At 32.5% G+C, this 17,448-nt stretch carries 18 protein-coding genes and 1 pseudogene; 16 read left to right on the forward strand and 3 right to left on the reverse strand.

Annotation, left to right across the window (positions count from 1 at the left end; translation table 11 throughout):
- The first annotated feature begins 23 nt into the window (after positions 1 to 23).
- The 12 genes and pseudogenes from ML436_00395 to ML436_00450 all read left to right on the forward strand — a co-directional run bounded on the left by ML436_00395 (position 24) and on the right by ML436_00450 (position 10,602).
- Positions 24 to 452, forward strand: a complete 429-nt coding sequence (locus tag ML436_00395; protein UMT78254.1) for a hypothetical protein — start codon at positions 24 to 26, stop codon at positions 450 to 452.
- Positions 453 to 501: 49 nt separating this feature from the next.
- Positions 502 to 915 carry a hypothetical protein gene (locus ML436_00400; protein ID UMT78255.1) on the forward strand — a complete coding sequence of 138 codons (414 nt, stop codon included), beginning with the start codon at positions 502 to 504 and terminating at the stop codon, positions 913 to 915.
- A gap of 49 nt (positions 916 to 964) precedes the next feature.
- Positions 965 to 1,759: a DUF4064 domain-containing protein gene (locus ML436_00405; protein UMT78256.1), complete on the forward strand. Its 795-nt coding sequence runs from the start codon at positions 965 to 967 to the stop codon at positions 1,757 to 1,759.
- 216 nt (positions 1,760 to 1,975) lie between these two features.
- Complete coding sequence (locus ML436_00410) at positions 1,976 to 2,752, forward strand: (S)-acetoin forming diacetyl reductase (GenBank protein UMT78257.1); 777 nt, start codon at positions 1,976 to 1,978, stop codon at positions 2,750 to 2,752.
- Between the two features lie 325 nt (positions 2,753 to 3,077).
- Positions 3,078 to 4,058 (forward strand): GDP-mannose 4,6-dehydratase, encoded by a 981-nt coding sequence (locus tag ML436_00415; protein ID UMT78258.1) that lies wholly within the window; start codon positions 3,078 to 3,080, stop codon positions 4,056 to 4,058.
- Complete coding sequence (locus ML436_00420) at positions 4,021 to 4,713, forward strand: sugar transferase (protein UMT78259.1); 693 nt, start codon at positions 4,021 to 4,023, stop codon at positions 4,711 to 4,713. The genes ML436_00415 and ML436_00420 overlap by 38 nt, the downstream gene beginning before the upstream one ends.
- Before the next feature lie 207 nt (positions 4,714 to 4,920).
- Positions 4,921 to 6,096: a glycosyltransferase family 4 protein gene (locus ML436_00425; protein ID UMT78260.1), complete on the forward strand. Its 1,176-nt coding sequence runs from the start codon at positions 4,921 to 4,923 to the stop codon at positions 6,094 to 6,096.
- The gene (locus ML436_00430; protein UMT78261.1) at positions 6,077 to 7,315 is read left to right on the forward strand and encodes an O-antigen ligase family protein; all 1,239 of its coding nucleotides are present in this window, start codon (positions 6,077 to 6,079) and stop codon (positions 7,313 to 7,315) included. Before ML436_00425 ends, ML436_00430 begins: the two co-directional genes overlap by 20 nt.
- Positions 7,305 to 8,735 (forward strand): lipopolysaccharide biosynthesis protein, encoded by a 1,431-nt coding sequence (locus tag ML436_00435; GenBank protein UMT78262.1) that lies wholly within the window; start codon positions 7,305 to 7,307, stop codon positions 8,733 to 8,735. The genes ML436_00430 and ML436_00435 overlap by 11 nt, the downstream gene beginning before the upstream one ends.
- A 270-nt stretch (positions 8,736 to 9,005) precedes the next feature.
- Entirely contained in the window at positions 9,006 to 9,605 is a 600-nt protein-coding gene (locus ML436_00440; protein ID UMT78263.1) for a superoxide dismutase, read from the forward strand.
- 295 nt (positions 9,606 to 9,900) lie between these two features.
- Positions 9,901 to 10,442: pseudogene (locus ML436_00445) on the forward strand (cell wall surface anchor family protein).
- 22 nt (positions 10,443 to 10,464) lie between these two features.
- Positions 10,465 to 10,602 (forward strand): LPXTG cell wall anchor domain-containing protein, encoded by a 138-nt coding sequence (locus tag ML436_00450; GenBank protein UMT79455.1) that lies wholly within the window; start codon positions 10,465 to 10,467, stop codon positions 10,600 to 10,602.
- A 108-nt stretch (positions 10,603 to 10,710) separates the two neighbouring features.
- Here the strand turns inward: ML436_00450 and ML436_00455 are convergent, their stop codons facing one another.
- Positions 10,711 to 11,466 carry a GntR family transcriptional regulator gene (locus ML436_00455; GenBank protein ID UMT78264.1) on the reverse strand — a complete coding sequence of 252 codons (756 nt, stop codon included), beginning with the start codon at positions 11,464 to 11,466 and terminating at the stop codon, positions 10,711 to 10,713.
- 235 nt (positions 11,467 to 11,701) lie between these two features.
- On the opposite strand from ML436_00455, the gene deoD reads away from it, so the two are divergent.
- From deoD to deoB, 4 genes are all read left to right on the forward strand, one after another.
- A complete protein-coding gene (gene deoD, locus ML436_00460) occupies positions 11,702 to 12,409 on the forward strand; it encodes a purine-nucleoside phosphorylase (protein UMT78265.1) in 708 nt (235 codons plus the stop codon).
- Positions 12,410 to 12,415: 6 nt separating this feature from the next.
- The gene (gene tet(38), locus ML436_00465) at positions 12,416 to 13,768 is read left to right on the forward strand and encodes a tetracycline efflux MFS transporter Tet(38) (GenBank protein UMT78266.1); all 1,353 of its coding nucleotides are present in this window, start codon (positions 12,416 to 12,418) and stop codon (positions 13,766 to 13,768) included.
- An 80-nt stretch (positions 13,769 to 13,848) separates the two neighbouring features.
- Positions 13,849 to 14,511 carry a deoxyribose-phosphate aldolase gene (gene deoC, locus ML436_00470; GenBank protein UMT78267.1) on the forward strand — a complete coding sequence of 221 codons (663 nt, stop codon included), beginning with the start codon at positions 13,849 to 13,851 and terminating at the stop codon, positions 14,509 to 14,511.
- A gap of 27 nt (positions 14,512 to 14,538) precedes the next feature.
- Positions 14,539 to 15,717 (forward strand): phosphopentomutase, encoded by a 1,179-nt coding sequence (gene deoB, locus ML436_00475; protein ID UMT78268.1) that lies wholly within the window; start codon positions 14,539 to 14,541, stop codon positions 15,715 to 15,717.
- A 118-nt stretch (positions 15,718 to 15,835) separates the two neighbouring features.
- Here the strand turns inward: deoB and phnE (ML436_00480) are convergent, their stop codons facing one another.
- Together phnE (ML436_00480) and phnE (ML436_00485) are read right to left on the reverse strand one after the other, a co-directional pair.
- Entirely contained in the window at positions 15,836 to 16,651 is an 816-nt protein-coding gene (gene phnE / locus ML436_00480) for a phosphonate ABC transporter, permease protein PhnE (protein UMT78269.1), read from the reverse strand.
- On the reverse strand, positions 16,648 to 17,448 hold the full coding sequence (gene phnE, locus ML436_00485; protein ID UMT78270.1) for a phosphonate ABC transporter, permease protein PhnE: 801 nt from the start codon (positions 17,446 to 17,448) through the stop codon (positions 16,648 to 16,650). Before phnE (ML436_00485) ends, phnE (ML436_00480) begins: the two co-directional genes overlap by 4 nt.

Below are 17,448 nucleotides of genomic sequence, written 5' to 3' on the forward strand. Positions count from 1 at the left end.
TTTTAAATAAATGGGGAGTAATCATGAACATGAATTTAATTATAGGAAAAATCGCCATTTGGATAGGCATCGTAGTTCAAATATGTTATAACGTCTATATTGTTAGCGTGGCAGCCTTTATCTTTTATATATATGGTGAAGTACCCAGCCCTGAAATAGCTATTTCAATAGCATTAGTAATAATTGCTATCATAAGTTTACCACTCGTCCTAACAGCCATTAATTTAGAGAATAAAATGGAAGTAAAAGGTGCGCTTTTTATTGTTTATGCGATTGTTGCATTTTGTTTACATAATTACCTTTCGTCAATGTTATGGATAGCTAGCGGCATTTTTCTTATTTGGACTAAATATTCAAAAGGTGAATCGACAGACGAAGATGAAAATAAAAATGTTGATATTGAAAGTACAGAGAATCAACTTGAATCTATAGATAAAACCACTAAAGAATAAAGTGAATATTTAAGGCGAAGTATAAATTCTAAATAAATGGGGAATGAGTATGAGCTCAATTATAGGAAGAATAGCAATTTGGATAGGCATCGTAGCTCAAATATATTTTAGTGTTGTCTTTGTCAGGATGATATCTATCGTTATTGCTGGAGGATTTGATTACGAAGCAATTTTTTTATTAGGATTAATATTGACGCTTTTCACTGTTTTACCAACCATTTTTACTGCGGTTTATATGGAAAGTTACTCGGGAATTGGAGGTACACTTTTCATTGTTTATGCAATTATTGCACTGTGTTTACATAATTACCTTTCGTCAATTTTATGGCTAATTGGTGGTGTTTTTCTTATTTGGACTGAATATTCAAAAGATGAATCGACAGACGAAGGTGAAAATAAAAATGGTGATATTGAGAGTACAGAGAATCGAATTGAATCCACAGATAACACCACTAAAAAGTAAAACGAATGCTTACTGCGAAGTATAAATTTTAAATAAATGGGGAGTAGTCATGGGGAAAAGTACAGAAATAATATTAATATGGATGGGCGTAATCATTCAAATAGCATATGTAGCTGTTATATCTTTATTTATATATATATTTGCATTATTTTTTGGATCATTTTTTGGATTTTTATATTTGTTAAAAGGTAATGATATTGAAGATTTATTAGCAACACCAAATTCATTTATGATATTTGCCACATGCTTAATTATATTTTCAGTCATACCTATTATCGTATTGGCATTTGACTTATCTAAAGGAAGAATTATAAAAGGTATCATATTAGTTGTATATGCTATTATCGCTTTATTAATATACAACTTTGTATCTGCAATACTTTGGTTTATTGCAGCTATTTTACTTTTTGTTAGGAAAGAATCGTCAGCTGCTAAAGATACTGTTGTTGTTCAAAGTCGCAAAGGAACTTCCGAACAAGCAATACGTTATAAACTTATATACAAATCTTCTTCAACAAAACATGGTAATGGCTTAATCAAATCAGCACATACAGATGAAAATAAAAAAATAATTGATAACAAAACAATCGATATTCACCTTGATGCTAATGAAATATTGACAAAGATTAACACTGATTCAAATCAAGCACAACATACAGAGGACACCAGAACTGAATTGGAAAGTAAAGACATGAGTGAACATCCAGAGTTTAAAAATGTCGCGACTAAAAATAATGAAGGCTCAAAACAAGAAGCACACACAGCTGGTGTAGAATCTAAAAGTGATAGTGATGATACAGAACCTCCAATTGAGCCAAAAAATCATTCATCTAAAAAAGATTAACGACATTACGATAGTGTCTTTCTCAAGAAATTAATTCTTTGAACAAAAGATTATTTAAAAAAAATTTTTAAGCGCATTGCCAGTCATTATAGGTAGTGCGTTTAATTTTTTCTTAAAAGTTTGAATATTTCGTTAAAAAGGGTGTCATTATTGTACTAATTAAATTAAGAGGAGTAAAATGTAATTAAAGAGAAAGTAATTTGAGGAGTGATTTTTATGACAAATAACAAAGTAGCATTAGTAACTGGCGGAGCACAAGGGATTGGTTTTAAAATCGCTGAACGTTTAGTGGAAGATGGTTTTAAAGTAGCAGTTGTTGATTTCAATGAGGAAGGCGCAAAAGAAGCGGCACTTAAATTATCAAGTGATGGTTCAAAAGCTATTGCTATCAAAGCAGATGTATCGAATCGTGATGATGTCTTTAATGCGGTAAGACAAACTGCAGCACAATTTGGTGATTTCCATGTCATGGTTAACAACGCTGGTCTTGGACCAACAACACCGATTGATACCATTACTGAAGAACAATTTAAAACAGTTTACGGTGTTAACGTTGCAGGTGTGTTATGGGGTATTCAAGCAGCACATGAACAATTTAAAAAATTTAATCACGGCGGTAAAATTATCAATGCAACATCTCAAGCAGGTGTAGAAGGAAATCCTGGTTTATCATTATACTGTAGTACAAAATTTGCAGTACGTGGTTTAACTCAAGTAGCCGCACAAGATTTAGCTTCTGAAGGTATTACTGTAAATGCTTTCGCACCAGGTATTGTACAAACACCAATGATGGAAAGTATTGCGGTGGCTACTGCTGAAGAAGCAGGTAAACCTGAAGAATGGGGCTGGGAACAATTTACTAGTCAAATTGCTTTAGGAAGAGTTTCTCAGCCTGAAGATGTATCAAATGTAGTCAGCTTTTTAGCAGGAAAAGATTCTGATTATATTACTGGTCAAACAATTATTGTTGATGGCGGTATGAGATTCCGTTAATAATGATTCACTAAAGATAAATCAATCCTTATTGTTAAGTTTAAAACTTGGCAGTAAGGATTTTTTGGTGCAAGTAGAATGAATTATATTGGATGGACTAATATGCTTTTAAAGACTTGGAGCATTATTATCAATAAAATCAACGCATCATATGTATTCTTAAACAAAATCATCACTCGCATAATAATGAGTAAGACACAGCTATCTAATCTATACGAATAAAAATTCACAAAAATATCTCATTATATTTTTATAAATAAAAAATAGTGATAAAAAGCTTACAATACTTTATGTTTTTGTGATATATTTTTAATGTATAAAAGAGGTGGAAGATGTGGAAAGAGTTTTAATAACTGGTGGGGCTGGTTTTATAGGTTCTCATTTAGTAGATTTTTTACAACAAGACTATGATGTTTATGTTCTAGATAATTATAGAACGGGCAAACGAGAAAATATAAAAAACTTGGCCGAAGATCATGTCTTTGAACTTGATATTCGTGATTATAATGCAGTAAAGCAAATCATGAAAACATATCAATTTGAATATGTGATTCATTTAGCAGCTTTAGTAAGTGTTGCTGAGTCTGTTGAAAAGCCTATTTTATCTCAAGAAATTAATGTCGTTGCAACATTAAGATTATTAGAAACCATTAAAACATATAATCGTAATATTAAACGCTTTATCTTTGCATCATCAGCGGCTGTTTATGGTGATTTACCTGATTTACCTAAGAGTGATCAATCATTAATTTTACCGTTGTCGCCTTATGCAATTGATAAATATTATGGAGAGCGAACAACATTGAATTATTGTTCACTATATAACATTCCAACATCAGTTGTTAAATTTTTTAATGTATTTGGACCCAGACAAGATCCTAAATCTCAATATTCAGGTGTGATTTCAAAAATGTTCGATTCATTTGAGTATGATAAACCTTTTACGTTCTTTGGGGATGGCTTACAAACAAGAGATTTTGTATATGTATATGATGTTGTTCAATCAGTACGTTTAATTATGGAGCATAAAGATGCAATCGGACGTGGATACAATATTGGCACAGGGACATTCACAAATTTATTAGAAGTATATCGCATTATTGGTGAATTATATGGTAAATCTATCGAGCATGATTTTAAAGAAGCAAGAAAAGGAGATATTAAGCATTCTTATGCAGATATTACTAATTTAAAAGCATTAGGGTTTGTTCCTAAATACACAGTAGAAACTGGTTTAAAGGATTACTTTAATTTTGAGGTAGATAATATTGAAGAAGTTAAGAAAAAAGAAGTGGAAATGTCATAAAGGTGTTAATGAAGATGTACATATTAATAAAGAATATGATTATCAAAGAAAGTTAGATGCACTTGAAGAAGTACATAAAGCATATTTCCCAATCAAACGTACAATCGATTTAGTATTAAGTATTATTTTATTATGTTTAACATTTCCAATTATGGTTATTTTTGCAGTCGCGATTGTTATAGACTCTCCTGGAAATCCTATTTATAGTCAGGTACGAGTTGGGAAAATGGGTAAATTAATAAAAATTTATAAATTACGATCAATGTGCAAAAATGCAGAGAAAAATGGTGCACAGTGGGCTGATAAAGATGATGATCGTATAACAAATGTAGGCAAGTTCATTCGTAAAACACGAATTGATGAATTACCGCAATTAATCAATGTGGTTAAAGGCGAAATGAGTTTTATAGGCCCTCGCCCAGAACGTCCAGAATTTGTAGAATTATTTAGTTCAGAAGTTAGAGGGTTTGAGCAAAGATGTCTTGTTACACCAGGGTTAACAGGACTTGCACAAATTCAAGGTGGATATGACCTAACGCCAGAAGAAAAACTAAAATATGACATGAAATATATACATAAATGTAGCATGATGATGGAATTGTACATATCAGTTAGGACAATTATGGTTGTTATAACAGGGGAGGGCTCAAGGTAGTCTTAATTTTCATAGAAAAATTGAATTCATAATTCATTTTCAAAATTGTAATCAGTAGTCATGATAAATAAAGTAAACCCTTGAGACTCATTAATAAAATTAAGAATACGATACTGCTATGAGTGACATTTTATATGATGGTAAACCATTAGTAGCGATATCATTGTTAAGAAAATGAAAGTACAGTGTTAAAGGGGTTTGTAACAGTTGAAAATTATATATTGTATAACTAAAGCAGATAATGGTGGTGCACAAACACACCTCATACAACTTGCTAATCATTTTTGCTTACATCATGATGTTTATGTCATTGTAGGCGACCGTGGACCAATGATTGAACAGCTAGATACAAGAGTAAAGGTGATTGTTGTTGAACATTTAGTCGGTCCTATTGATATTAGGCAAGACATATTAGCGATTAAAGCATTAACACAACTATTCTCGAAGATTCAACCGGATGTCATTCATTTACATTCTTCAAAAGCTGGCACAGTAGGTCGTATTGCAAATCTTATGTCAAAGTCAACAGGTGCACGCGTAATATTTACAGCACATGGTTGGGCATTTACAGAAGGCGTTAAACTAGTTAAAAAAATAATATATTTGATGATTGAAAGATTAATATCACGTATTACAGATTGCATTATTTGCGTTTCAAAATTTGATGAAAAATTAGCTGTGAAATATCGATTTAATCGTTTGAAATTAACTACAATACATAATGGCATTGCCGACGTTCCAGTTGTAAAGCAGACATTCAAAAATCATAATCAAGATATATTAATAGAGGTAGACAGAGTAGTTGGAAATCTAACAAATCCAAATATTATTCAAGGTGAGCAGCCCTCACAGCATCAATTTGTCATGATTGCACGGTTTGCTTATCCAAAGTTACAACAGAATTTAATTGCAGCCATAGCGATTTTGAAATCAAAATACAGAAAACATGCACATTTCACATTTATAGGAGATGGACCGACATTAAATGATTGTAAGCAGCAAGTGTCGCAAGCTGGTTTAGATAATGATGTCACATTTTTAGGAAATGTCATTAACGCGAGCAACTTATTATCACAATATGACACGTTTATTTTAATAAGCAAGCACGAAGGATTGCCAATTAGCATTATTGAGGCTATGGCTACAGGGTTACCAGTTATTGCGAGTCGTGTGGGCGGTATTACTGAATTAGTAACGAATAATGGCATATGTGTCAAAAATAATCAACCAGAGACGATTGCTAAATCATTAGCGAAATATTTAACAGATGGTGATTATGGCACATTAAGTAACCAATCGAGAAAACGTTATTTAGAATGTTTTACTGAGGCGAAAATGATTAAAGAAGTGGAAGAGATTTATAATGGAAAATCAACACAATAGTAAATATCTCACATTGTTACTTATCGGTTTATCGATATTCATTCAGCAATCTTCAGTTATTGCTGGTGTGAATGTATCTATAGCTGACTTTATTACATTACTCATATTAGTTTATTTACTTTTTTTCGCTAACCATTTATTAAAAGCAAATCATTTTTTACCGTTTTTCATTATTTTGTATACATATCGTATGATAATGACGCTAATTTTACTATTTTTTGATGATTTGATTTTTATTACGGTTAAAGAAGTACTAGCTTCTACAGTTAAATATGCCTTTGTAGTCATTTACTTCTATTTAGGTATGATTATTTTTAAATTAGGTAACAGTAAAAAAATAATCGTTACATCTTATATTATTAGTAGTGTCACAATCGGGTTGTTTTGCATAATTGCCGGTTTGAATAAGTCGCCAATACTCATGAAATTACTTTATTTTGATGATATTCGCTCGAAAGGGTTAATGAATGATCCTAACTATTTTGCGATGACACAAATTATTACATTAGTGCTCGCATACAAGTATATTCATAATTACATATTTAAGTTTATAGCGTGTGCCATTTTACTTTGGTCTTTAACAACTACTGGTTCTAAGACAGCATTTATTATTTTAATCGTTCTTGCGATTTATTTCTTTATTAAAAAGTTATTTAGCAGGAATGCAGTAAGTGTTATTAGTATGTTGGTTATTATGCTGATATTACTTTGTTTCACATTTTATAACATTAACTATTATTTATTCCAATTGAGTGATCTTGATGCGTTGCCGTCATTAGATCGAATGGCTTCTATTTTTGAAGAAGGATTTGCATCATTAAATGATAGCGGGTCTGAACGAAGTGTTGTATGGATCAATGCCATTTCAGTAATCAAATACACTTTAGGGTTCGGTGTAGGCTTAGTTGATTATGTACATATTGGATCACAAATTAATGGTATATTGCTTGTTGCACATAATACTTATTTACAAATTTTTGCTGAATGGGGCATTTTATTCGGAGCTTTATTTATCATTTATTTACTGTACTTACTATTTGAATTATTTAGATTTAACATTTCTGGTAAAAATGTAACAGCAATTGTTGTAATGTTGACTATGCTGATTTACTTCTTAACTGTATCGTTTAATAATTCGAGATATGTAGCTTTTATTTTAGGAATTATCGTCTTTATTGTTCAATATGAAAAAATGGAAAGGGATCGTAATGAAGAGTGATTCACTAAAAGAAAATATTATTTATCAGGGACTCTATCAACTAATTAGAACACTAACACCATTGATTACTATTCCAATTATTTCACGTGCATTTGGACCTACTGGAGTAGGTATAGCATCATTCTCTTTCAATATCGTGCAATACTTTTTAATGATTGCAAGTGTTGGAATACAGTTATATTTTAATAGAATTATCGCGCAATCTGTGGATAACAAACAGCAGTTATCTCAGCAATTTTGGGACATATTTATTAGTAAATTACTCTTGTCAGTGACTGTATTGTTCATTTACATTGCAACCATTACTTTATTGATAGATGATTACTACATAATTTTTCTACTACAAGGGATTTATATTATAGGTGCCGCACTTGATATTTCATGGTTTTATGCAGGAACTGAAAAATTTAAAATCCCTAGTTTAAGTAATATTGTTGCTTCTGGAATTGTGTTAGGTGTTGTCGTTATTTTTGTTAAAGACCAATCGGATTTATCATTGTATGTATTTACTATTGCTATCGTCACAGTGTTAAACCAAATACCGTTATTTATCTACTTGAAACGATATATCATATTTGTTTCGATTAATTGGAGACAAGTTTGGCAAATATTTCGTTCATCATTAGCATATTTGCTACCGAATGGACAGCTCAATTTATATACAAGTATTTCGTGTGTTGTGCTAGGAATATTAGGTACGTACCAACAAGTAGGTATCTTTTCTAACGCATTTAATATTTTAACGGTCGCAATCATTATGATTAACACATTCGACCTTGTGATGATTCCGAGAATTACGAAAATGTCGACACATCCGTCACATAGTTTGACTAAAACTTTAGCAGATAATATGAATATCCAATTGATGTTAACAATTCCTATGGTCTTTGGTTTGATTGCAATCATGCCATCATTTTATTTATGGTTTTTTGGAGACGCTTTCGCATCAACTGTGCCATTAATGACCATTTTGGCGATACTCGTATTAATCATTCCCTTAAATATGTTAATTAGTAGGCAATATTTATTGATAGTGAATAAAATACGATTATATAATGCATCCATTACCATTGGTGCAGCCATAAATATATTATTATGTTTGATTCTAATATATTTATTTGGTATTTATGGGGCTGCAATTGCACGTTTAATTACAGAATTTATTTTACTCATTTGGCGTTTTATTGATATCACTCAAATCAACGTAAAGTTAAATGTGTTAAGTGCGTTTCAATGTACCATCGCAGCAGTCATTATGTTTATCGTACTTGGGATAATCAATCAGTACTTATCGCCAACTATTTATGCAACAATATTATTAATTGTGATAGGTATCGTGGTGTATATTTTATTAATGATGGCTATGAAAAATCATTACTTATGGCAATTACTGAAACATTTAAGACATAAGACTATTTGATATTGTATACATCCAGGCTAGCAGTTCTATTGATAAGGAATGAGTCGAAGCGTAATTTTTATTGAAAAATAGTATTTACTTTTTCGTATTGTGAATTGGAGAAGTTACAAAAGCTGCTAAATGCCCTTTTATATTTAAGATGAAATATTATAGCAATTTCGAATATTTAAATTTTATATAATTGGATATAACAAATAAATAATAATTATTGCAAAACACACCCAGAATTAATTATTATAAAAGTATATTCATAAAAGGAGGAATATACTTATGGCATTTAAATTACCAAATTTACCATATGCATATGATGCATTGGAACCATATATAGATCAAAGAACAATGGAGTTTCATCACGATAAACATCACAATACTTATGTAACAAAATTAAACGCAACAGTGGAAGGAACAGACCTAGAGCATCAATCATTAGCTGATATGATTGCTAACTTAGACAAAGTACCGGAAGCGATGAGGATGTCAGTCCGTAATAATGGCGGTGGTCATTTCAACCATTCATTATTCTGGGAAATACTTTCACCTAATTCTGAAGAAAAAGGTGGGGTAATCGATGACATCAAAGCGCAGTGGGGCACTTTAGATGAATTTAAAAATGAATTTGCAAATAAGGCAACAACATTATTTGGATCAGGTTGGACATGGTTAGTAGTGAACGATGGAAAATTAGAAATCGTGACTACACCAAATCAAGACAATCCACTTACAGAAGGCAAAACACCTATTTTACTATTTGATGTTTGGGAACATGCCTACTATTTAAAATATCAAAATAAACGTCCAGACTATATGTCTGCATTTTGGAATATCGTTAACTGGAAAAAAGTTGATGAATTATACCAAGCAGCAAAATAATAAATATAATTATTGAACGAAGGTGGAGCATCTTTAAGGTGTTCCATCTTTTTTATTATTCACAACAGATGCTAATCATTGATGTTTAATTGAAAAACAGCCCACTTTTACTAAACAATATTATTAATAGGGCAACATATTAATAATACATAAATTGATGTTATAAGTAGTTTTTGTGAATTTAAAGTGAATTTTTTATAAAAAAATGTAATGATTCAAAAAAATAGTTGCTTTTCTTTTGTAATCATATGATAATGTATTTGTAATCAAATTGTAATATAAGGGGTAAGAAAAAATGAAAAAATTAGCAACTGTAGGATCTATCATTGCAACAAGTACTTTATTATTAACAAGCGTACCTTATCAAGAAGCACATGCCGCTAGTACAGTTTCAAATGTTACAAATCAACAAAATCAAGCTACTCAAAAAGATCGCCCATATGGCGGCGTTATCCCACAAGGAATGACGCAAGCACAATATGCTGAATTAGAGAAAGCAGTACCTAAATTGAGTGCAAGTAGTAACATGCAAGACTATAATATGAAATTGTTTGATGCCACTCAAAACATTGCAGATAAATACAATGTAACAATTACAACAAATTTAGGTGTTTTTAAACCACATGCTGTTAGAGATATGAATGGTCATGCTTTACCTGTAACGAAAAATGGTAATTTTTATCAAACAAATGTAGATGCAAATGGCGTTAATCATGGCGGGAGTGAAATGGTTCAAAATAAAACAGGACATATGAATCAACAATCAATGATGAATCAAAAGCAAACGGGGCAACAGCACATGTCAAACCAACAAGGACATATGCAACAACAAGCTAATATGCAGTCATCACATCATCAAATGAAACAAAATGATAAGAAAGTATTACCAGCGGCAGGTGAAAGTGTAACGACAAGTATAGTTACTTTGAGTGTTGCTGCACTACTTTTAGTGTCTGGTTTATTCTTAACATTTAGACGTCGCTCAGCAAACAAATAACATTAGAGCATAACAAAGTATAAAAAATCATGTGATTATCTGAATTGTTATTGTCAATAAAGCAATAGCATAGCAGTTATCACATGATTTCTTTTTAGTCTAAAATATTTAATAATCTGATTGCCTGATTCGTGTTAGCGTTAATTCAGAAATATCTTGTGGGATGTACCATTTATTAATCACAATCGGATATGGCGTTTGAGCATATAGTGTTTCAATAATAAGCCAACAATGCATATCTCCATCAAATACGTGACTTTGGTTTTTAAAGTGTGGTGCTTTGGTAATAGACATTTTCAAATCAGATTGATAGGCATTATTGTATATTGTTTGCTCAACAAATGTTTTCATATCTTCTTCATTTTGAGTATTTACTTTAAATGTATCGATTACGTTGAGTGGTATAAAGGTAAAGCAAAATGCATCAGCTTTCTTGGAATGATTATCCTTCTTTTGATAGTAACGCTCCATAGCAATGACTGCTGAAGGGTGATTTGCAAATAAATGATTTGTATATTCACTTTCTAAATCAACACGATAATTAATTGATGACATAGATACTTTTGCTAATAATATTTGATCAAGTGGATGTTTGAATTGATCCATGCTCGACGCGTGTTGGGCATTCGTTTGTGGTATGACGAAGTGTCCTTTCCCTCTAGTACTTTCTACAATACCGTCTTCAGCTAGCAATTTAATTGCTTGGCGCAATGTCATCCGACTTACTTCAAAACGTGCACATAGTTCCTTTTCAGTAGGCAGTGCATGGCCACTAGGATACTTTCCAATTTGAATTTCTTTATATAACGTATTATAAATCGTTAAAAATTTTGGTTGTGTTTGCGTCACGTAGCCAACCTCCATAAAGTTACTTTATCACTCTCATCATACAATAATTTTTACTGAAATTGGCAAAATAATAAAAATTAAACAGTGAGCACACTTAAAAATTGAATTTGTATAGTGCTAGTAGGTATTGCTGTAAAATGTTCTAAATATTGTCAAAATGTAATGCTTGAAAGCGCTTTTAAAAAATATTATTATATACATGGTTAGACAAATAGACAAATTACTATACAAGTATTGGGAGGAATATTTTATGAAATCAACACCACACATTAAACCGATGAATGACGTCGAAATTGCAGAAACGGTTCTATTGCCAGGAGACCCGTTACGAGCAAAATTCATTGCAGAAACATATTTGGACAATGTGGAACAGTTCAATACCGTGAGAAATATGTTTGGTTATACTGGAACATATAAAGGTAAAAAAGTTTCTGTTATGGGTTCTGGAATGGGAATGCCATCCATTGGAATATACTCTTATGAGTTAATTCATACATTTGGTTGTAAAAAATTAATACGTGTTGGTTCTTGTGGTGCTATGCAAGAAAATATTGATTTATACGATGTAATTATTGCGCAAGGTGCTTCTACTGACTCAAATTACGTGCAACAATATCAGTTGCCGGGACATTTTGCACCGATTGCTTCTTATCATTTATTAGAAAAAGCAGTTGAAAAAGCACGTGACAAAGGTGTGCGTCATCATGTAGGAAATGTGTTATCAAGCGATATTTTCTATAATGCGGATACAACTGCAAGTGAGCGCTGGATGCGTATGGGTATTTTAGGTGTAGAAATGGAATCAGCTGCATTATATATGAATGCGATTTATGCTGGCGTCGAAGCATTAGGTGTGTTTACAGTGAGTGACCATTTAATTCATGCTACATCAACAACACCTGAAGAAAGGGAACGTGCATTCACTGATATGATTGAAATTGCACTGTCATTGGTATAGATAATTATGAATGTTGAATATTCTAAAATAAAGAAAGCAGTACCTATATTATTATTCTTATTTGTATTCAGTTTGGTTATAGACAACTCATTCAAATTGATTTCTGTAGCCATTGCTGATGACTTAAATATTTCTGTAACAACAGTAAGTTGGCAAGCGACATTAGCTGGATTAGTTATTGGTATAGGCGCTGTAGTATACGCCTCTTTATCAGATGCGATTAGTATACGTACATTATTTATTTACGGTGTGATTTTAATCATTATTGGTTCAATAATTGGTTATATTTTCCAACATCAATTCCCACTACTTTTAGTTGGACGTATTATACAAACAGCAGGTTTAGCAGCTGCGGAGACATTATATGTAATATATGTGGCGAAATATCTTTCTAAAGAGGATCAGAAGACTTACCTTGGCTTAAGTACGAGTAGTTATTCCTTGTCATTAGTTATCGGAACATTATCAGGTGGATTTATTTCTACGTATTTACACTGGACAAATATGTTTTTAATTGCATTAATCGTTGTGTTTACATTGCCATTTTTATTTAAATTATTACCAAAAGAGAATAATACGAATAAAGCTCATTTAGATTTTGTTGGCTTAATTCTAGTGGCAACTATTGCTACAACAGTTATGCTGTTTATTACGAACTTTAATTGGTTATACATGATTGGCGCCTTAATTGCGATTCTCGTTTTTGCACTATATATTAAAAATGCTAAACGCCCATTAGTGAACAAATCATTTTTCCAAAATAAACGTTATGCCTCATTTTTATTTATTGTGTTTGTGATGTATGCAATTCAACTGGGATATATATTTACATTCCCATTTATCATGGAACAAATTTATCATCTTCAACTAGATACAACATCACTATTATTAGTACCGGGTTATATTGTAGCAGTGGTTGTTGGTGCGCTAAGTGGTAAAATTGGTGAATACCTTAATTCAAAACAAGCGATTATTACAGCAATTATTTTAATTGCTTTAAGTTTGATTTTACCTGCATTTGCAGTAGGTAATCACATTTCAATCTTCGTTATTTCTATGATATTCTTTGCAGGTAGCTTTGCTTTAATGTATGCACCATTACTAAATGAGGCTATTAAAACAATTGAGCTTAATATGACAGGTGTGGCGATTGGTTTTTACAATTTAATTATAAATGTGGCGGTATCAGTAGGTATTGCAATTGCAGCAGCTTTAATTGATTTTAAAGCGTTAAATTTCCCAGGTAATGATGCATTAAGTTCACATTTCGGTATCATTTTAATTATCTTGGGCTTAATGAGTATTGTCGGATTAGTTTTATTTGTTATCTTAAACCGTTGGACACAATCTGAAAAATAAATAGATATAAATTCGCGAGATATATTCGTATTTATAGTAAAATTAAATTGAGAGATTATATAACACGAGGAGTAGTAAGTATGAAATTTGAGAAATATATAGATCACACTTTATTGAAGCCTGAGTCAACACGTGCGCAAATCGATAAAATTATCGATGAAGCGAAAGCATACAATTTCAAATCTGTATGTGTGAATCCAACGCATGTTAAATATGCAGCAGAACGTCTAGCTGATTCAGACGTATTAGTTTGTACGGTAATTGGCTTCCCATTGGGGGCATCGACAACTGCAACGAAAGCATTTGAAACAGAAGATGCGATTCAAAATGGTGCAGATGAAATTGATATGGTCATCAATATTGGCGCATTAAAAGATGAGCGATATGATGATGTACAACAAGACATTGAAGCGGTAGTTAAAGCGGCAAAAGGTCACACAGTGAAAGTAATTATTGAGACGGTATTATTGAACCGTGATGAGATTGTGAAAGCGAGTGAGTTAACCAAAGCAGCTGGTGCGGACTTCGTTAAAACATCAACAGGTTTTGCAGGCGGTGGTGCGACAGCTGAAGACGTTAAATTAATGAAAGACACAGTAGGTGCGGATGTAGAAGTAAAAGCGTCAGGTGGCGTACGCAATTTAGAAGATTTCAATAAAATGGTTGAAGCAGGTGCAACACGTATTGGTGCGAGCGCTGGCGTTCAAATTATGCAAGGCTTAGAAGCAGATTCAGATTACTAATATATATAAATTTCGGGAGTGATAGTTATGACAAGACCATTTAATCGTGTGCATTTAATCGTAATGGATTCAGTAGGAATTGGTGAAGCGCCAGACGCAGCTGATTTTAAAGATGAAGGTTCACATACTTTAAGACATACTTTAGAAGGCTTCGAACAAACTTTACCAAATCTTGAGAAATTAGGTCTAGGGAACATTGATGAATTACCGGTAGTAAAATCTGTTGAGCACCCAGAAGCTTACTATACAAAATTAAGCGAAGCTTCAGTGGGTAAAGATACTATGACTGGACATTGGGAAATTATGGGATTAAATATTATGCAACCATTTAAAGTATATCCTAATGGTTTTCCTGAAGAATTAATTCAACAAATTGAAGAAATGACTGGTCGCAAAGTTGTTGCAAATAAACCAGCATCAGGTACACAAATTATCGATGAGTGGGGCGAGCACCAAATGAAAACAGGTGACTTAATTGTCTACACAAGTGCAGATCCAGTATTACAAATTGCTGCACATGAAGATATTATCCCATTAGAAGAGTTATATGACATTTGTGAAAAGGTTCGTGAATTGACAAAAGATCCTAAATATTTAATTGGCCGTATTATCGCGCGTCCATATGTTGGTGAACCAGGAAACTTTACACGTACATCAAATAGACATGACTATGCATTAAAACCATTTGGTAAAACTGTTTTAGATCATTTAAAAGATGGTGGTTATGATGTCATTGCCATTGGTAAAATTAATGACATTTATGATGGTGAAGGTGTAACAGAAGCGGTTCGTACGAAGAGCAATATGGATGGTATGGACCAATTGATGAAAATTGTTAAAAAAGATTTCACAGGTATTAGTTTCTTAAACTTAGTAGACTTCGATGCATTATATGGTCATCGTCGTGATAAACCTGGTTATGCACAAGCAATTAAAGATTTCGATGATCGCTTGCCAGAACTGTTTAGCAACTTACAAGAGGACGACTTAGTAATTATTACGGCAGACCACGGTAATGACCCGACAGCACCAGGTACGGACCATACAAGAGAATATATTCCAGTAATTATGTATAGTCCGAAATTTAAAGGTGGTCATGCACTAGAAAGTGACACTACATTTAGTTCTATTGGCGCAACAATAGCAGATAATTTCAATGTAACATTACCAGAGTTCGGTAAAAGCTATTTAAAAGAATTAAAATAGAATCAATTTAGAGATAATTAAAACAGCAGTGAAGGCAACTAAAACAATAGTTTTCTTCACTGCTGTTTATATTTTTTATTGGTAAGTAAGACTGCCTAACCGCTTAAATTATAAAAGGTTAAACAATACGTTTTCGTATTGAACCGGAAATTAAATCGACAATTGCGACCATTAGTACTAAACCAATTAATATAATACCTACACGATCCCAAGAACGCGTTTGAATGGCAAATATGAGTGGTGTTCCTATGCCACCAGCACCAATTAACCCCAATATAGAAGCTGAACGTAAGTTAAGTTCAAAGCGATAAAGAATAAGTGATAGGAAGGCAGGCATAATTTGTGGTATAACTGCGAATACGAGTGTTTTAATCTTATTCGCACCACTAGCCTTTAATGATTCTACCGCACTGAAATCTAACCCCTCTATATCTTCAGCTAAAAGTTTACCAAGCATACCTACTGAATGGATACCTAAAGCTAACACACCTGAAAATGAACCTGGACCAACAGCTTTTATAAATATTAGTGCCATGACAATTTCGGGGAAGACACGTATAACACTTAAAATAAATTTGCTAATACCTGAAACTGGACGTAACTTTACCATATTATTTGCACCTAGAAATGCTAATGGTATACAGATAATTGCGGCGATAAATGTTCCTACAACGGCTATCGCAAAGGTTTCAAGTAAACCACGTAATAAGTCTTCGCCATCTGGTATATAAATATAACTGATATCAGGATGGAATAATCCGCTGAATATAGATTTTAAAATTTCTAATGATTTACTTTTAAGTTCTAAATTTGGTACACCTGCAAAAGCCCAGATGATAATAGCGAAGACGACAATTGCTATAAGCCATCTTTTAATCAATTTTCGCTTGTGTGCTTTTGTGTGAACGTTATATTTTGCTATTTCCTGTGTCATGCGAGATGTGCCCTCACTTTCGTACTTATGTAATCAATGACGACGACGATAACTAAAGTAAATAAAATAATCGTTGCTGTTTTTGGATATTGGAATAAACCAAGTGTTTGATCATAAAACAATCCGATACCGCCAGCGCCAACTAACCCTAGTACGGCAGAAGCACGTATATTTACTTCAAATGCATATAATACATATGACATAAATGACGATATGGCTTGTGGCACAACGCCGAAAACGATCCATTTTACTTTATTGGCGCCAACAGCTGTCATTGCTTCCATAGGTCCTGGATCTATCGTTTCCAGAGATTCATATAATAACTTTCCAATAATGCAGATTGTCAAAATAAATAAAGCTAATATACCTGGAATTTGGCCGATACCAAATACGGCTACAAAAATTGCTGCTAATAGCAAATCAGGTATAGTACGAACAATATTTAAAATAAAACGAGATGGTATTGAAATCCACTTTTGATGAACGATATTACTGGCACATAATAGTGCAATAGGTATCGAAACAATACTGCCTAATACGGTACTTACGATAGCCATTCTAATTGTATCTAACATTGGGGTTGTGATTTGTTGTAAGTATTCGAAATCAGGCGGAATCATTTGCTTAAATAAATCACCAATTTGAGGGATACCTATCATTAAATCTCCAAAGTTAAAGCCAGTATAAATAAAACTCCAAATGATGAATGCGATGATTAACATGAAGGTAAAGCTCGTTTTTAACGATACTTTCGTTTTTAAAAGTGAGTCATACTTTGATGATGTTTCTATGGTCAT

The sequence above is a fragment of the Staphylococcus roterodami genome (assembly GCA_022493055.1).
Classification (GTDB): Bacteria; Bacillota; Bacilli; order Staphylococcales; family Staphylococcaceae; genus Staphylococcus; species Staphylococcus singaporensis.